The sequence below is a fragment of the Collimonas sp. genome (assembly GCF_035566555.1).
Classification (GTDB): domain Bacteria; phylum Pseudomonadota; class Gammaproteobacteria; order Burkholderiales; family Burkholderiaceae_D; genus Collimonas.
This window is the reverse complement of record NZ_DATMRB010000046.1, coordinates 1-15,014: the sequence shown is the minus strand read 5'-3', so window position 1 is coordinate 15,014 and position 15,014 is coordinate 1. Positions and strand designations below refer to the sequence as shown.

Here is a 15,014-nt window from a genome sequence, read left to right as displayed (position 1 = left end):
AGGAACGCTTGCTGGCGCGCCCGGTTGCGGCGATAGCGGAACAGGCCGAGACCTGCCAGCAAAGCGACCAGCACGCCGCCAACCGGCAACAGATAAGGATTGTCGGTCAGGCTGGCAAACATGCCTGGCTCTGGGACAGGTACAGGTGCAACCTTTGGCTTGACCACAGGCTTAGGCGCATCAGCCGCCGGCGCTGCCGGTGGCGTAGCGCTGGCGTCGGCAGCGGCCGGAGTCACAGGAGCTGCTGCTCCGGTGGCGACGACGATAGCCGCTCCGGCAGCCGGCGCGGCATCTGCCGCCTCGACCTTGGCTGGCGCTGGAGCCGGTGCCGCAACCACTGGCGCCGGCGCTGCTGCAACGGCAGCTGGGGCCGGAGCTGGCGCCGCGGCAGGAGCAGGCGCTGCCGCTGGTGCAGCAGGCTTGACATTGGCGGCCTGATTCTGCAGGTCCGCCAGGTTCTTGTTCTTCAGTTCCAGCGTCTTTTGCAGGTCGCTGACATTCTTTTCCAGTTCCTTGACGCGCGACTGGGCTTCAGCCGCGGCTTTGTCACGGGCGATCTTCTCTTCCGTTGCCGCCGTGGCTGCCGCCTTGGCGTCAGCAGCGCCAGCCGCAGCCGCGCCGCGCGACAGCTTCAGCTTGTCGCGGGATTCGCTGGCAGGCGTGGCTTGCTCTTCCACCTTGGCGGTAATCTTGCCGCCGCTGCTTTGACGCGGCTCAGCGCTGGCAGCCGGCGCGGCCGACTCAACCAGCCCGGCCAGCGTATTGCGATAGCTCTTGAAGTCTTTCGACTGCGCCACCACCACGTTGCGCGCTTCCGACTTGCTGACGCTGCCAGCACTGGCGGCATCAGGAATCGACAAGATCTGGCCGGAACGCAGACGGTTCATGTTCTTGCCGACAAACGCGCCTTCATTGCTGCGGTACAGAGCCACCAGCATCTGGTCGAGCGAAACGCCGGCAGGCAGGTTTTCGCTGGCGATGCGCGCCAGCGTGTCACCCTTCTTGACGTGATAATCGCCGCCCGAGGATTCCGCTGCCGGAGCTGCCTGGGCCGCCTTGGCCGAACTGCCCGATCCAGCGGCCTTGCCAGCTGCAGGACTATTGCCGCCACCGGCGACAGCTCTGGCTGCCGCGGCGCGTGTGGCATCGGAAATGGTCGAGCCACCGCCGGACTGCGACGACGGCGCAGCCTGGCTTGGCGCCATGCGGGCGACCGGTGCAGCGGCACTGCGTGCTGGCGCGGCGGCCATCTGGGCCGGCTGCGCCTGGCGCTGGCCGGCTGGATCCAGCAGCAAGGTGTACTCGCGCACCAGGTGCGACTTGGTGCCGCCCAGCTCCATCAGCATGTCGACGAAGGGCTCATTGATCGGCTGGCTGGAAGTGACGCGCACAAAACGGCGGTCGCCACGCTGATCGATAGCGAACTGCAGGGACAGCAAGGCCGGGTTGAAATCGATGTTGGCGTTTTGATAGGTTTCCGGACTAGCCAGCTTGGCCACCAGGCCGCCCACCTCATCCTGGCTAACCGAGGTCAGCTCAATTTCTGCGCGTAACGGTTGCCCCAGCGAGGACAGCACGGTTAATTTACCCAGCCCGGCAGCCTCGACATTAGCCACCATCAGCAGGGTCGAAACCACGGCAGCAGTGAGGGTCTTTAAACCGGTGGAAATAAATTTATTCGAAGAATTCGGGTGCATGTTGTGTGGCATGAAGGACTATCCGTTGGCGTATAAGGAGACAAATCTTGCTGAAAGCAAATACTGTACCCAGTTTTTTTAAAAATCAATATGCAGATTGACATGCATGCGTATCAATATGCGATAAACACTGCCAAATAATAATAAATGCCAATCAATACTGCTAGATGCATCAAACCCGCCAAGGCTTCCTTTAAGAAAATCCTTAGCGGGCTTTATTGCAAGTCGGCAACAATATCACAACTAGTGCGACAAGTCAGCGGCTCAGTTTTCCAGCACGATGCGCAGCATGCGGCGCAACGGTTCCGCCGCGCCCCACAACAGCTGGTCGCCGACGGTAAATGCTGACAAATAATCGCCACCCATCTGCAATTTACGCAGACGACCGACAGGAATTGTCAGGCTGCCGGTCACTGCCGCCGGCGTCAGGTCGTGCATTGATGACTCTTTGTCATTAGGCACCACCTTCACCCACTGGTTATTACTGGCGATGATGTCATTGATTTCGTCCAGCGGCACATCTTTCTTCAGTTTGATGGTCAATGCCTGGGAATGACAGCGCATGGCGCCGATACGGATGCACAGGCCGTCCACCGGGATCACCTTGCCGCCGTTGCTGAAGCCTTCGCCGCGGCCGAGGATCTTGTTGGTTTCGGCACCGGCTTTCCATTCTTCTTTCGACAAGCCCGCGCCCAGGTCCTTGTCGATCCAGGGAATCAGGTTGCCGCCCAGCGGCACGCCGAACTGCCTGGTTTCTTCAGCCGACATGGAATGCTGCTTGCCGAGCACCTTGCGGTCGATTTCCAGGATGGCCGATTTCGGATCGTCCAGCAGCGCCTTGACGTCGGCGTTGATGGAGCCGAACTGGGTCAGCAGCTCGCGCATGTGCTGGGCGCCGCCGCCGGAAGCCGCCTGGTAGGTCATCGACGTCATCCACTCGATCATGTCCTGCTCGAACAGGCCGCCCAGGCCCATCATCATGCAGGAAACGGTGCAATTGCCGCCGATGTAGTTCTTGACGCCACGCTTGAGGCTATCCTTGATCACATTCAGGTTGACCGGATCCAGCACGATGATCGCATCGTCCTTCATGCGCAGGGTCGATGCCGCATCGATCCAGTAGCCGTTCCAGCCGGCCGCACGCAGCTTGGGGAAAATCTCGCTGGTGTAGTCGCCGCCCTGGCAGGTAATAATGATGTCGCATTTTTTCAAAGCTTCAATATCGCTGGCGTCTTTCAGCGTTGTTTCGTTTTTCGCCAGCGCCGGGGCTTTACCGCCGGCATTTGAAGTTGAGAAAAATACCGGTTCGATATGGGCGAAATCGCCCTCTTCCTGCATACGCTGCAACAAGACCGAACCCACCATGCCACGCCAACCGACCAAACCAACCAGTTTCATCATGATTCCCTAACAAAATCGGGGGAAAGCCCCGCACTCCACGGCAGACCCACCTGCCAAATTCTTTTAACCCAGCGCCTTGACTACTGCGGCGCCCATTTCGCTGGTGCCGACCTTGGTGGTGCCCGCTTCATAGATGTCCGCGGTGCGCAAGCCTTGCGCCAGCACCTTCTTGACCGCATTGTCGATGCGGTCGGCCTGCTCCGCCTTGTTCAGCGAATAGCGCAGCATCATGGCCGCCGACAGGATCGTCGCCAGCGGATTGGCGATGTTCTTGCCCGCGATATCCGGCGCCGAACCGTGCGAGGGCTCGTACAAGCCCTTGTTGTTGGCGTCCAGCGATGCAGACGGCAGCATGCCGATCGAGCCGGTCAGCATGGCGGCCTGATCCGACAGGATGTCGCCGAACATGTTGCCGGTGACGATGACATCGAATTTCTTCGGCGCGCGCACCAGCTGCATCGCGGCGTTGTCGATATACATGTGATCCAGCGCAACGTCAGGATATTCCTTGTGCACTTCAGTGACGATGTCTCTCCAGAACTGGAAGGTTTCCAGCACATTGGCCTTGTCGACGCTGGTCAGGCGCTTGTCGCGCTTTTGCGCGGCCTGGAAGGCGACGTGGGCGATGCGGCGGATTTCCGGTTCGGCGTAGCGCATGGTGTCGAAACCTTCACGCTCGCCCTTGAAAGCGCCGTCCGGCGCCGTGCGCACACCGCGCGGCTGGCCGAAATAAACGTCGCCGGTAAGTTCGCGGATGATCAGGATATCCAGGCCGGAGACGACTTCCGGCTTCAGCGTCGACGCATTCGCCAGTTCCGGATACAGGATCGCCGGACGCAGGTTGGCGAACAGGCCGAGATGCTTGCGCAGACCGAGGATCGCCTGCTCCGGGCGCAGCGCACGCTCCAGGGTATCGTATTGCCAGTCGCCGACGGCGCCAAACAGAATGGCATCGGCTTCTTTTGCCAGCTTCAGGGTACCTTCCGGCAGCGGATGGCCATGCGCGGCATAGCCAGCGCCGCCGACCGGCGCGCTTTCCAATTCAAATTTCTCGCCCAGCGCGTTCAACACATTAACCGCTTGCTCGACGATTTCCGTACCGATGCCATCACCTGGCAAGATTGCTATTTTCATTTTTTCCTGGATTGAATAATTCAAAAATATTCTGTCTGTTCAGTTGAGGACAGAGTCGCACGGAGAGTGTAACTCGCCGCGCTGCGGCGGCTCTTAAACACTTCCCGTGCAGCTCTGTCCCCAATAAATCAAATGGTGTTGCTCAGCCATGGCTGAGCAAACAAATGACGCTCTTCAAATTCGCGGATCTTGTCCGACTGGCGCAAGGTCAGGCCGATGTCATCCAGCCCGTTGAGCAGGCAATATTTGCGGAACTCGCCGACTTCAAACGGGAAAGCCAAGTTGCCGTTGGCGGTGCTGACCAGCTGCTTTTCCAGGTCGATCACCAGCCGGTAGCCGGGAAAAGCCTTGACCTCGTCAAACAAGCGGTCGATCTGCGCTTCAGGCAGCACGATCGGCAGCAAGCCGTTCTTGAAACAGTTATTGAAGAAAATATCGGCGAAACTAGGCGCGATGACAGCGCGGAAGCCGTATTGGTCCAGCGCCCACGGCGCGTGCTCGCGGGATGAGCCGCAGCCGAAGTTCTTGCGCGTCAGCAAAATGGATGCGCCCTGGTAGCGCTGCTGGTTGAGCACGAAATCCGGATTCAGCGGACGGCGCGAGTTGTCCACGCCCGGCTCGCCATGATCCAGGTAGCGCCATTCATCGAACAGGTTGGGACCGAAACCGGTACGCTGGATCGACTTCAGGAACTGCTTGGGGATAATGGCATCGGTATCGACATTGGCACGATCCAGCGGCGCCACCAAGCCATCCAGTACAGTAAATTTATTCATCACATATCCAATCTTGATGCGCCTTTTGTTGACGCCATTCCGCTTGCGCGGGGTGATCACTTGCCTTGAATCTTCTCGCCGACGTGTTCTACATCTTTACCAAAGCCGTGGAAGGTATTGCAAGCCGTCAGCGCATAAACGCTGGTCAGCAACACGCATAGGGTGACTATTTTCTTCATCATTGTTCGTCCTTCAATCTTATAGCGAGCGAATATCCACGAAATGGCCGGCAATCCCTGCCGCCGCCGCCATCGCCGGACTGACCAGATGCGTACGGCCACCGGCGCCTTGCCGGCCTTCGAAATTGCGGTTCGAGGTGGAGGCGCAGCGCTCGCCCGGCTCCAGCCGGTCGGCATTCATCGCTAGGCACATCGAGCAGCCCGGTTCGCGCCATTCAAAACCGGCATCCTTGAAAATCTTGTCCAGGCCTTCGCGCTCGGCCTGTTCCTTGACCAGGCCGGAACCCGGCACCACCATCGCCAGCTTGACGTTGGAAGCACGGAACTTGCCGCGCACCACCGCTGCCGCCGCGCGCAGATCTTCGATCCGCGAATTGGTGCAGGAACCGATGAATACCTTGTCGATGCGGATATCTTCAATCGCGGTGTTCGGCTTGAGCGCCATGTAGGCCAGGGCTTTTTCCATGCCGTCGCGCTTGGTGGCGTCTTTTTCCTTGTCCGGATCGGGGATGCGGCCATCCACCGCCACCACCATTTCAGGCGAAGTGCCCCAGGTGACCTGCGGCTTGATCTCGGCGGCGTTCAGGGTCACCACCATGTCAAATTTGGCGCCGGCATCGGAATGCAGGGTGCGCCAGTAGGTCACGGCGCGCTCCCAATGCGGTCCGGCCGGCGAAAACGGCCGGCCCTTGACATAGTTCAGCGTGGTGTCGTCGACCGCAATCATGCCGGCGCGGGCGCCGGCTTCAATCGCCATGTTGCAGACCGTCATGCGGCCTTCCATCGACAAGGCGCGAATCGCCGTGCCGGCGAATTCGATCGCGTAACCGGTGCCGCCGGCGGTGCCGATGCGGCCGATCACGGCCAGCACGATATCCTTGGCGGTGACGCCGTTAGGAATCGCGCCGTCGACCTGCACCAGCATCGATTTGGACTTCTTGGTCAGCAGGGTCTGGGTGGCCAGCACGTGCTCGACTTCCGAAGTACCGATGCCGTGCGCCAGGCAACCGAAGGCGCCGTGGGTCGAGGTATGCGAATCGCCGCAGACCACGGTCATGCCCGGCAGGGTCGCGCCCTGCTCCGGCCCGATCACGTGGACGATGCCCTGGCGGTGGTCATTCATGCCGAAATAGGTCAAGCCGTAGCTCTTGGCGTTGGCATCCAGCGTTTCGACCTGCAGGCGCGATATCGGATCGGCAATGCCGTTGGCGCGGCCGGTGGTTGGCACGTTATGGTCGGCCACCATCAGGTTGGCCGGCAAACGCCACGGCTTGCGTCCGGCCAGCTTCAGCCCTTCGAAGGCCTGCGGACTGGTGACCTCGTGTAAAAGATGTCGGTCGATATACAAAATCGCCGTGCCGTCCTGTTCGGTATGGACGACATGGGCATCCCAGAGTTTGTCATAGAGCGTTTTAAGCATGATCCAGGGCGGTTTGGAGACCGCGCAAAACAGTGAATTTAGCTCTTGATTATGCCATAGAAGCAGCCCACTAATACCCTAGAACCTCGTGAAAATGACATTCCTGCACCAGTATGTTGCTTATATTCACGTATTCGCGCCGGCAAGGGCCGGCAAGGCCAACACAGGATATCGTTTACTCTTATTTAGCTGTTTTGCCGCGCAGATACGCCGACAGGTCGAGCTTACCTGTCGCCAGCGCCGTTCCCAGCAGGATGATCAGGCAGCCGAGGACCATGCCGAGCGTCACTTGCTCTTTCAGGAAAATCGCGCCCCAGATCACGCCGAAGATCGGAATCAGGAAGGTCACGGAAGCCGCATAGGCCGAGCCGACGCGGTCCAGCAGGCGGTAGAAAATCACATACGCCACACCGGTGCACAGCACGCCCAGCGCAAGCACCGAATACCAGGCAATGCTGGACACCGGCGCCGATGGCCAGTACAGCAATGCCAGCGGCAACAGCACCAGGGTCGCCGCCAACTGGCTGCCGCACGCCACCACAAACGGCGGCACGCCGGCCAGGCGGGTTTTCGAATAATTGATTGCAAAGCCGTAGGACAGCGTGGCCAGCAGCACCGCGCCGGTCGCTAGCCAGACCCCGGGCTGCCCTTCTCCGATCTTGTCCCACACCAGGACAATCACGCCTACCATGCCGACCAGCATGCCGATCACCTGCGGCCGGCTCATCGGGGTTTTCAACCAGACGAACGCGATCAAGCCGGTCCACAACGGCACGGTGGCGTTCAAGACGGCATCGAAACCGGCGTTCACGTACAAGGTCGAGTAAGCAAACAGCGAAAACGGCAAGGCCGAATTGGTGACGCCGACCACCAGCAATGGCCATAACTTGCCGCGCACATGGCCGCGCGCCACAGCCGAGCGCAATACCGGCAGCAGCACCAGCGCCGCGATGCCGACGCGCAAGGCGATCAACGGCACCGGACCGAATTCCGGCGCACCGATGCGCATGAATAGAAACGACGCACCCCAGATGGCCGCGAGAGAAAACAGTTCCGCAATATTCATGGCTGGCTTTCCGATTTGGATTGAGCGCCGCTGGCAGCGGGGCTGAAAATTAGCATGCGGCAATATATCCGATAATCGCGCCGGCGTAAAAAAATCACGCTGCCGGCGCCATGCCGAACTCCAAAATAAATCGCGCGACATCTCGCTGCACACTCCCGTTCCGCAGAAAAAATCTCACGGACGTCGCATCCACGGGCGGCACGTCGTGCGCAATTTCAGTCAAGCAATCAAGAATGCGCGCATGTTGTTTTATGCCTTGTCAAAAACGGACATCACATTACATCGATAGTTTTTCCGCACGTCATTAATCGCCGCAGCGCTATTTCAACGCCAAGAATGAAATAAGTTTTTTGCATTTTTTTTGTTAGCGCTCACAAGATGCAGCACGGAAAAACACTAGCCAAATCGGCCAACTTATCTGGCCGAAGCTGACAAGGTTTTGTCGTAAACACTTCAACTTGCAATCCTATTATCAGATCAACGCAAACGAGCGAGCCCTCTAAACGGCGCGGCTAACGGAACCAAGCGCGGCATTTTTGATCGCGCACCGCCCTGTCGAAAACAGACAGCACTGCTCGCCGCCGACAGCGCATGGATATTTGAGTTGAGCAATTCTTGTCTATTAATCGGGGCGTATATAGACGAGACAACACGGTGAATGACGCCCCTACCTTAAGGAGAATCAAAATGTTACGCAAGACAACTATCGCAGTTCTGGCTTCCGTGCTTTGTGGTTACGCAGCAATGGCCGGTGCAGTCACCATCGTCGGTGCTGGCACTGCCGGCAATGCTGGTGCTTCTTCCTCATCGGGTTCCAGCTCCGGGGGCGGTTCCGGCGCAGTCAGCGTGGGCAACGGCGTTCACGCTGCCACCACTACCAACAGCAGCAGCGGCATGGCAACCTCAGGCGCTACCTTTGGCCCTAACGGCGTTCTCACCGGCTCCCAAACCAGCACCACATCGACCAACACCAGCGCAGCTGGCGGCTTCGGCCATGGCGGTTCGGCTGCAGGCGGCACTTCCGGTTCGAATACTGGCGCAGCAGCAGGCGCCAATACAGCCAGTGGCGCTTTCATCTTCCATTTCTAAATCAGGCATTAACGGCTACCCCATCGTAGCTCCAGGCCAACCGTTCGTAAGGGGCGAAAGGAAAGCAATTTCCGAGTAGCCCCGCTAGGAGAAAAAAATGAAATGCGCACTTAAAGCAACGGCGCTCTTGATCGCTCTCTCAGCGACGAATCTGGCGCTGGCGGATATCATATCCGGCTCCACCTCGGACTCGGGCTCCAATTCCGGCTCGACTTCTACATCGACTTCGCAAGGCGCCGGCTCAAGCGTCAACACCATCGGCACCAACAGCAATTCCAGCAGCGGCTCGACCAGCGGATCCAATGCATCGGCAATCGGCGGCGGCGCATCGCGCTCTTCATCGACCGGCGGCAACTCCACCGCGGCCGGCGGCACCGGCGGCAATTCGCATTCAAATTCGGCCGGCGGCAATTCAACCGTGAGTGTATCGGTATCGCTGCCTAGCACGCCAACAGGAACCACCAGCGGCGCAGGCGGCACCACCGCAGCAGCCGGCGAACCCGGCAGCAGCCCCAACAACACACTGACCACGGTTGACTACGGCGGCACTTATACCGTCAAGACCGTACCAAATATCGTCGCTCCTTCCCTGACCACCACTTTGTCCGACACTTGCATGGGTTCAGCATCGTTCGGCTTGTCATTCACAGGTTTCGGCGCCACAGGCGGCACCACCATGGTCGACCAGGCTTGCGTACGACGGCTGGATTCCCGGGAATTCCGTGCGATGGGCTTGAACGACGTTGCCCTTGCACTGCTATGCCAAAGCGAAGCCAACCGCAAAGCGGTTGAATCGACCGGACGCTCCTGCCCTGGAATGGAAAGAGCTGCAGCACCCGCATCCCCGGCTGCACCTTCTGCAGAAAACAATGCCGTCAGCCAAAACCTGATGAACATCGGCGATCAATATAAGGATCCATTGATCCGGGCTCGCCTTGGCCTGGACAAGATGCCGGAATTGTCTGCATTAAAAGATCGCTAAAACAGAATGCGAGGCAATGCCATGAAGCGTTCGCCATTCTCCAGCGACCAGATCGCTGCGGCCCTGAAGCAGGAAGAGCTGGGCATGCCGTTGGCCGATGTGATCAAGCAGGCCGGGATCACCGAGCGCACCTTCCTCAACTGGAAGCGGCAATACGGGGGCATGCCTGATTATCCGCAGGACTTGAAATGCTTGCAGGAAGAGAATGCCAAGCTGAAACAGATTGTGGCCGAACTGACGCTGGAAAACTCGCGCTTGCAGGATGCGCTGGAAGACAAGAGAAGCAAGCACGAGCACTACAGCTCATCCAATTGAGCGTAATCAGACCAAAAAATGCTTGCGCGGCAAAAACGATATAAACCGTAATATTTTTTGCATGGACGTGGAGAAACAACTTCGAATGTCAAATAAATACCCGCGAGAAATTAACATTGGTGCACGGAAAAAATTGGTACTGATTTTTTTTAGCTGTAGAAAAACTTGTGTTTACGCACCACATAACTAACTAAATTTAACAATCATTCTCTGGACAATGTCCAGTTTTGTAGCAGAATGGGGAATAGTAATTTACCAATAAAAAATTGCGTTCCGGCAATGCACAACGGTAGATTGGCGGCAGGGAGAGTCTCATGGATATCGAGTGCGCAAAGACACTTGAGGTGATAGACAACGGCAGCTCAACCAGGCATATAGGAATCATCGTTTTTGAAGGCGTGGTACTGGCTGACGTGGTCGGCGCCGCAGATGTTTTCGGCGTCGGCGACAAACTGATCTCTACAGTGTTTCCCGGCACAACACGCTATGCCGTGTCGGTCCTTTCCATTTCAGGCGGCATGATCATGTCGTCCGCTTCGGTGCAGATCATGACGTCTGCGCTGGCATCTTTCGACAAGCATCAATTCGACACCCTGCTGATTGCCAGCGGCACCGGCAACTTCGACGCTTACCGGGATCCGGTCCTGATCGCCTGGCTGCAGCACATGCGCGGCAATGTGCGCCGCATTGCCGCGATCTGCACCGGCGTGTTCGTGATCGGCGCCGCCGGTTTCCTCAACAACCGCCGCGCCACCACCCATTGGGCCTTGCTGGATAAACTGGCGCGCGAATTCCCGCTGATTAAAATCGAGCGCGAAGCGCAGATCAGCGAGGACGACGGCATCTTCACCTCCTGCGATGTCGGCATGGCGACCGACCTGGCGCTGCGCCTGCTGGAAAACGACCTCGGCCCGGCGGTTGCGCGGCGGGTGGCGCAAAGCCTGGTGGTCTGCCAGCGCCGCCGCGATACGCCGCCCGCCAACCAGGCATCGCCGGCCAGCCTGCCGGTCAAGACCAGCAAGATCCAGCGCGCCTCGCTATGGTTTGTGGAACATCTGGCGGAATCGATCAGCGTGGTCGATGCCGCCAACTTCGTTTCCATGAGCGAGCGTAATTTCGTGCGCCAGTTCAAGCGCGAAACCGGACAGACGCCGCATGATTTCCTGCTCAACCTGAGGCTCGAAGCGGTACGCCAGCAATTGACCGAGACCGACCTGCCGGTGGACAAGATAGCCAGGCGCTGCGGCCTGTTCAGCGGCGAGCATGTCGCCAAGCTGTTCCGCAAGCATATGTGGACCTCTCCGACGGAGTACCGCAAAGGCATACGGCCAAGCTGAAAGCACCGCGGAGCACCGATGAACACGACAACCATCGCGATAGCGGCCCGCCAAGTGCGCTTCAATCTCAAACCCCTGCCGATCACCTTTCTGGCGACACTGTTCGTGGTACTGGTATGCGTATCGCTGCTGACTGTGGAAGCGTGGCGCAGCTGGAATGCACGCATCGTGGAACTGCAGGAAACCGAAGTTGCCACCAGCAACCTGGCGCGCGCGCTGTCGGAACACGCGGACGACACCATCAAGCAGGCAGACACGGTGCTGATCGGCGTGGTTGAACGCCTTGAGCTGGACGGCAACAGCGGCGCTTCGCTGGAGCGCCTGCACAAGCTGCTGATGCAGCACATTGCCGAGCTGCCGCAACTGAACGACCTCTCTATCTACGATGAAAGCGGGCTCTGGCTGGTCAACGCCCGCAGCGGTCCAATCCCGGTCGCCAACAATTCTGATCGCCAGTATTTCCGCTATCATCGCGACCATCTCGAGCGCGGCGCCTATATCGGACCGCCGGTGCGCAGCCGCTCCACGGGCGCATGGATCGTCACCGTCTCACGCCGCTACAATCACGCCGACGGCAGTTTTGCAGGGCTCGCGCTGGCCACCATCAACATCGGCTATTTCAAGAGTTTCTACGACAGCTTCGATATCGGCCGCGCCGGCTCGATCTTCCTCAGCCTGAACGACGGCACCATGCTGGTCAGAAGCCCCATGCTGGACAATGTGATCGGCAAGAACCTGGCCAACTATCCGATCTACCGCGACTACGCTTCCAAGAATGCAGTCGGCACCGCCGTCATGCGCTCCGGCCAGGACGGCGTCGAACGGCTGATCGCCTACCGCCACCTGGTGCAGTATCCGCTGTTCATCACGGTCGCCCGCTCCAAGGAGGAAGTACTGGCCGACTGGCGCGCCGACACCTATCTGCATGTGCTGGGCGCCCTGCTGCTGACGCTGGCCCTGGGGCTACTCGGCTGGCGCCTGATCCACCAGATCCAGCTGCGCCTGGCGGCGGAAGCGGGCTTGCTGCAAGTCCAGGAATCCTTGCGCACCTTGAACCAGCACCTGGAACAGCTGGCCTTGCAAGACAGCCTGACCGGGCTCGCCAACCGCCGTCATTTCGATAGCACCTTGCGTGACGAATTCAGCCGCGCCACACGCAATGCGAACTCGCTGGCGCTGGTAATGATCGATGTCGACTACTTCAAGCAATACAATGATATCTACGGACACCTGGCCGGCGACGAATGCCTGCGGCAGATCAGTGAAGTCGTGAAGTCCAGCATGAACCGGCCGGGCGACCTGGCCGCGCGTTACGGCGGCGAAGAACTGGCAGTCCTGCTGCCCGACACCAATCTGGCAGGCGCGATTGCCGTTGCAGAAAAGATCCGTCAGGCGATTTACAACCTGCAGATAGAGCATGCCTTCGGACCGGTCGGCATGGTCACGATCAGCGCCGGCGTGGAAGCTTTCGTTCCACTCAGGGATGACAACATTCCGTTTGAATTGATACAGGCGGCAGACAAGGCCATGTATGCGGCCAAGGCTGCGGGGCGCAACTGCGTGCGCTCCAGCGAGGACTTGCGCTGAAGCGCAACGGCTTCATATGCGGCCGCGGCGCCCTCTTTCGTAGACTAGCGACCCTACTGCGATCAGCCGATACAGTTCTTGCTCCGTGAGCTTGTAGGACAATGCCGCGATCTCGCGCGCCAGCATCCCGATCAGCAGATCATTTCCCGGCACCTGCGCCTGTGGGCTGGCGCATGCGATCAAATCGACTATTTGTTCGGCTCTCATGATCCCACCTCGAAGAATTAAATACTGGATGTCAGCGTTTGCTTGACTGGCTGTGTTCGCCGATACTGTCGCGCCGGATTCAGCCGGGTTCGGCATGTAGCGCCGGTTCTTTGCGCGCTGCCGGAAACGCTGGCCATGGAAGCAAGGTTCAAGCTGGAGTCACAGGTTGCGACAGATTTTCGGCCTACTTTCAATGACGGGAGCGTCGCAGCATCTCGTCACTGTTTCCAATCAGGCGCCAGGGCAAGGAAACCTGGCCAGAGGCCAGCGCTTCCTTGGACCAGCACGGCCAGATTACTTCTTGCCGCCTCCCAGCAAGCCGTTCAGCAGGCCGGTCACCGGAGCCAGTGCATCGGTATTGCCAGCGCCGCCGCTTGTTCCTTTGCCGCCGGTCAAGCCTGCCACCAGATTCACCACCGGAGCCAGTATGCCAGCACCACTTGCACCGCCGGCCGCGCCACCCGCAGCACCAGTCACGCCGGCTACCAGGCCGGTTACTGGAGCCAGGATGTTGCCAGTACCGCCTGCACCGCCGGCTGCACCAGTCACGCTGCCCACCAGGCCAGTTACTGGAGCCAGGATGTTGCCAGCACCGCCCGCCCCCCCTGCGCCCCCTGCGCCACCAGCTGCCCCAGTCACGCCGCTCAACAGGCCGGTCACCGGAGCCAGGATGTTGCCGGCACCGCCAGCGCCGCCAGCCGCACCGCTCAAGCCGCCGACCAGGCCAGTCACCGGAGCCAGAATGTTACCCGCACCACCAGCGCCGCCCGCTGCGCCAGTCAGACCGCTCAACAAGCCGGTAACCGGAGCCAGGATGTTGCCTGCGCCGCCAGCACCACCGGCAGCACCGGTCAAGCCGCCCACCAGGCCGGTAACCGGAGCCAGGATGCCGCCTGCACCGCCAACGCCGCCAGCCGCGCCGGTCAAGCCGCCCAACAAGCCGGTGATTGGCGCCAATGGATTGCCGCCGGCGCCGGCGCTTCCCAGCCCCCCGATCACCCCTGTCAATACGTTATTCAAAGGTTGCAGCAAACCGCCAGTCTTGTTGCCCAGCAAAGGCTGGCCGGTGCCGACCAATGCATTCGTACCGAGGCCCGCCACGGTGCCGCCAAGATCGCTGACTACCCCGCCCAGGCTGCTCACGCCAGGGACATTCGCACCGGTCAGAGTTTTACCGATACCATTGACGGTTCCGCCCAGCGCCACCAGCAAGCCATTCACAGGCTGGTTCAGGCCGGTCGCGTTGCCGACTGTCTGGGTCAAGGTCGTCACGGTGCTGGTCAATGGCACGATGGCCTGGCCGACGGTTTGCGTGATCTGCTGTACCGGTCCGGTAGTCAGCAAGGTCGTCACCGGCGCTCCGAGTCCGGAAACAGCCGTTCCCACCTGGGTTACCAGATTGCCCACCGGTGTAGTCACGGCAGCCAGCGGCGCCAATGGCCCGGTTCCCAGTCCGCTAACCACCTGGCCGACGCCTTGCACAACATTGCCGGTTTGGGTAACGACGCCGCCAACGCTGCCGACGGTAGTGCCAACTGCATTAGGATTGCTGCCGAGCTGGCCCAAGCCATTGGTGACGCCGGCGCCCAGCGTGCTGACAATGCCGCTGCCGTTATCGACCACGGTTGTCAAGCCGCCCTTGGATTGAGTCGAAAGCAGCGGCACGTTGTTGATGACCGTATTGCCTATCGCATCCACCGCTGCACCCGTGCCGGACACTGTAGTGCCGACATTGGAGAGGAAATTGGCTGACGCGCCTGGGCTGCCACCACCACCGCCACCTGTGCCGCCACCACCGCCACCTGTGCCGCCACCACCGCCACC

Annotated in this window: 14 protein-coding genes; 5 read left to right on the top strand and 9 right to left on the bottom strand. The window is 59.8% G+C overall.

The window, feature by feature from the left end:
• The 7 genes from VNZ65_RS07450 to VNZ65_RS07420 form a co-directional block, all read right to left on the bottom strand.
• The coding region (locus VNZ65_RS07450) for a FimV/HubP family polar landmark protein (protein ID WP_325667577.1) at positions 1–1,709 on the bottom strand (1,709 nt) is incomplete at its 3' end.
• Positions 1,710–1,961: 252 nt separating this feature from the next.
• Positions 1,962–3,095 carry an aspartate-semialdehyde dehydrogenase gene (gene asd / locus VNZ65_RS07445; protein WP_325667579.1) on the bottom strand — a complete coding sequence of 378 codons (1,134 nt, stop codon included), beginning with the start codon at positions 3,093–3,095 and terminating at the stop codon, positions 1,962–1,964.
• A 66-nt stretch (positions 3,096–3,161) separates the two neighbouring features.
• Positions 3,162–4,232, bottom strand: coding sequence for a 3-isopropylmalate dehydrogenase (gene leuB / locus VNZ65_RS07440; RefSeq protein ID WP_325667575.1), 1,071 nt, complete (start codon positions 4,230–4,232; stop codon positions 3,162–3,164).
• A 128-nt stretch (positions 4,233–4,360) separates the two neighbouring features.
• Positions 4,361–5,008: a 3-isopropylmalate dehydratase small subunit gene (gene leuD, locus VNZ65_RS07435; RefSeq protein WP_325667573.1), complete on the bottom strand. Its 648-nt coding sequence runs from the start codon at positions 5,006–5,008 to the stop codon at positions 4,361–4,363.
• 56 nt (positions 5,009–5,064) lie between these two features.
• Positions 5,065–5,190 (bottom strand): entericidin A/B family lipoprotein, encoded by a 126-nt coding sequence (locus VNZ65_RS07430; protein ID WP_325667571.1) that lies wholly within the window; start codon positions 5,188–5,190, stop codon positions 5,065–5,067.
• A gap of 16 nt (positions 5,191–5,206) precedes the next feature.
• Positions 5,207–6,607: a 3-isopropylmalate dehydratase large subunit gene (gene leuC, locus VNZ65_RS07425; RefSeq protein ID WP_325667569.1), complete on the bottom strand. Its 1,401-nt coding sequence runs from the start codon at positions 6,605–6,607 to the stop codon at positions 5,207–5,209.
• Positions 6,608–6,788: 181 nt separating this feature from the next.
• Complete coding sequence (locus VNZ65_RS07420; protein ID WP_325667567.1) at positions 6,789–7,673, bottom strand: DMT family transporter; 885 nt, start codon at positions 7,671–7,673, stop codon at positions 6,789–6,791.
• 687 nt (positions 7,674–8,360) lie between these two features.
• Between VNZ65_RS07420 and VNZ65_RS07415 the strand changes: the two genes are divergently transcribed.
• The 5 genes from VNZ65_RS07415 (at position 8,361) to VNZ65_RS07395 (ending at position 12,983) form a co-directional block, all read left to right on the top strand.
• Positions 8,361–8,762: a hypothetical protein gene (locus VNZ65_RS07415; RefSeq protein WP_325667565.1), complete on the top strand. Its 402-nt coding sequence runs from the start codon at positions 8,361–8,363 to the stop codon at positions 8,760–8,762.
• A gap of 97 nt (positions 8,763–8,859) precedes the next feature.
• Positions 8,860–9,744 carry a hypothetical protein gene (locus VNZ65_RS07410; RefSeq protein WP_325667563.1) on the top strand — a complete coding sequence of 295 codons (885 nt, stop codon included), beginning with the start codon at positions 8,860–8,862 and terminating at the stop codon, positions 9,742–9,744.
• A 21-nt stretch (positions 9,745–9,765) separates the two neighbouring features.
• Positions 9,766–10,059 carry a transposase gene (locus VNZ65_RS07405; RefSeq protein ID WP_038489625.1) on the top strand — a complete coding sequence of 98 codons (294 nt, stop codon included), beginning with the start codon at positions 9,766–9,768 and terminating at the stop codon, positions 10,057–10,059.
• A 314-nt stretch (positions 10,060–10,373) separates the two neighbouring features.
• Complete coding sequence (locus VNZ65_RS07400) at positions 10,374–11,396, top strand: GlxA family transcriptional regulator (protein WP_325667560.1); 1,023 nt, start codon at positions 10,374–10,376, stop codon at positions 11,394–11,396.
• An 18-nt stretch (positions 11,397–11,414) separates the two neighbouring features.
• The gene (locus VNZ65_RS07395; RefSeq protein ID WP_325667558.1) at positions 11,415–12,983 is read left to right on the top strand and encodes a diguanylate cyclase; all 1,569 of its coding nucleotides are present in this window, start codon (positions 11,415–11,417) and stop codon (positions 12,981–12,983) included.
• A 12-nt stretch (positions 12,984–12,995) separates the two neighbouring features.
• Here VNZ65_RS07395 and VNZ65_RS07390 read toward each other — a convergent pair whose 3' ends face one another.
• Positions 12,996–13,190: a hypothetical protein gene (locus VNZ65_RS07390; protein WP_038489630.1), complete on the bottom strand. Its 195-nt coding sequence runs from the start codon at positions 13,188–13,190 to the stop codon at positions 12,996–12,998.
• Positions 13,191–13,484: 294 nt separating this feature from the next.
• A partial coding sequence (locus tag VNZ65_RS07385; protein ID WP_325667554.1) for a collagen-like triple helix repeat-containing protein occupies positions 13,485–15,014 on the bottom strand: 1,530 nt, incomplete at its 5' end.

Coding starts and splice junctions, on each gene's coding strand:
- asd (WP_325667579.1), bottom strand. CDS start 3,095: ATGAAACTGGTTGGTTTGGTCGGTTGGCGTGGCATGGTGGGTTCGGTC.
- leuB (WP_325667575.1), bottom strand. CDS start 4,232: ATGAAAATAGCAATCTTGCCAGGTGATGGCATCGGTACGGAAATCGTC.
- leuD (WP_325667573.1), bottom strand. CDS start 5,008: ATGAATAAATTTACTGTACTGGATGGCTTGGTGGCGCCGCTGGATCGT.
- VNZ65_RS07430 (WP_325667571.1), bottom strand. CDS start 5,190: ATGATGAAGAAAATAGTCACCCTATGCGTGTTGCTGACCAGCGTTTAT.
- leuC (WP_325667569.1), bottom strand. CDS start 6,607: ATGCTTAAAACGCTCTATGACAAACTCTGGGATGCCCATGTCGTCCAT.
- VNZ65_RS07420 (WP_325667567.1), bottom strand. CDS start 7,673: ATGAATATTGCGGAACTGTTTTCTCTCGCGGCCATCTGGGGTGCGTCG.
- VNZ65_RS07415 (WP_325667565.1), top strand. CDS start 8,361: ATGTTACGCAAGACAACTATCGCAGTTCTGGCTTCCGTGCTTTGTGGT.
- VNZ65_RS07410 (WP_325667563.1), top strand. CDS start 8,860: ATGAAATGCGCACTTAAAGCAACGGCGCTCTTGATCGCTCTCTCAGCG.
- VNZ65_RS07405 (WP_038489625.1), top strand. CDS start 9,766: ATGAAGCGTTCGCCATTCTCCAGCGACCAGATCGCTGCGGCCCTGAAG.
- VNZ65_RS07400 (WP_325667560.1), top strand. CDS start 10,374: ATGGATATCGAGTGCGCAAAGACACTTGAGGTGATAGACAACGGCAGC.
- VNZ65_RS07395 (WP_325667558.1), top strand. CDS start 11,415: ATGAACACGACAACCATCGCGATAGCGGCCCGCCAAGTGCGCTTCAAT.
- VNZ65_RS07390 (WP_038489630.1), bottom strand. CDS start 13,190: ATGAGAGCCGAACAAATAGTCGATTTGATCGCATGCGCCAGCCCACAG.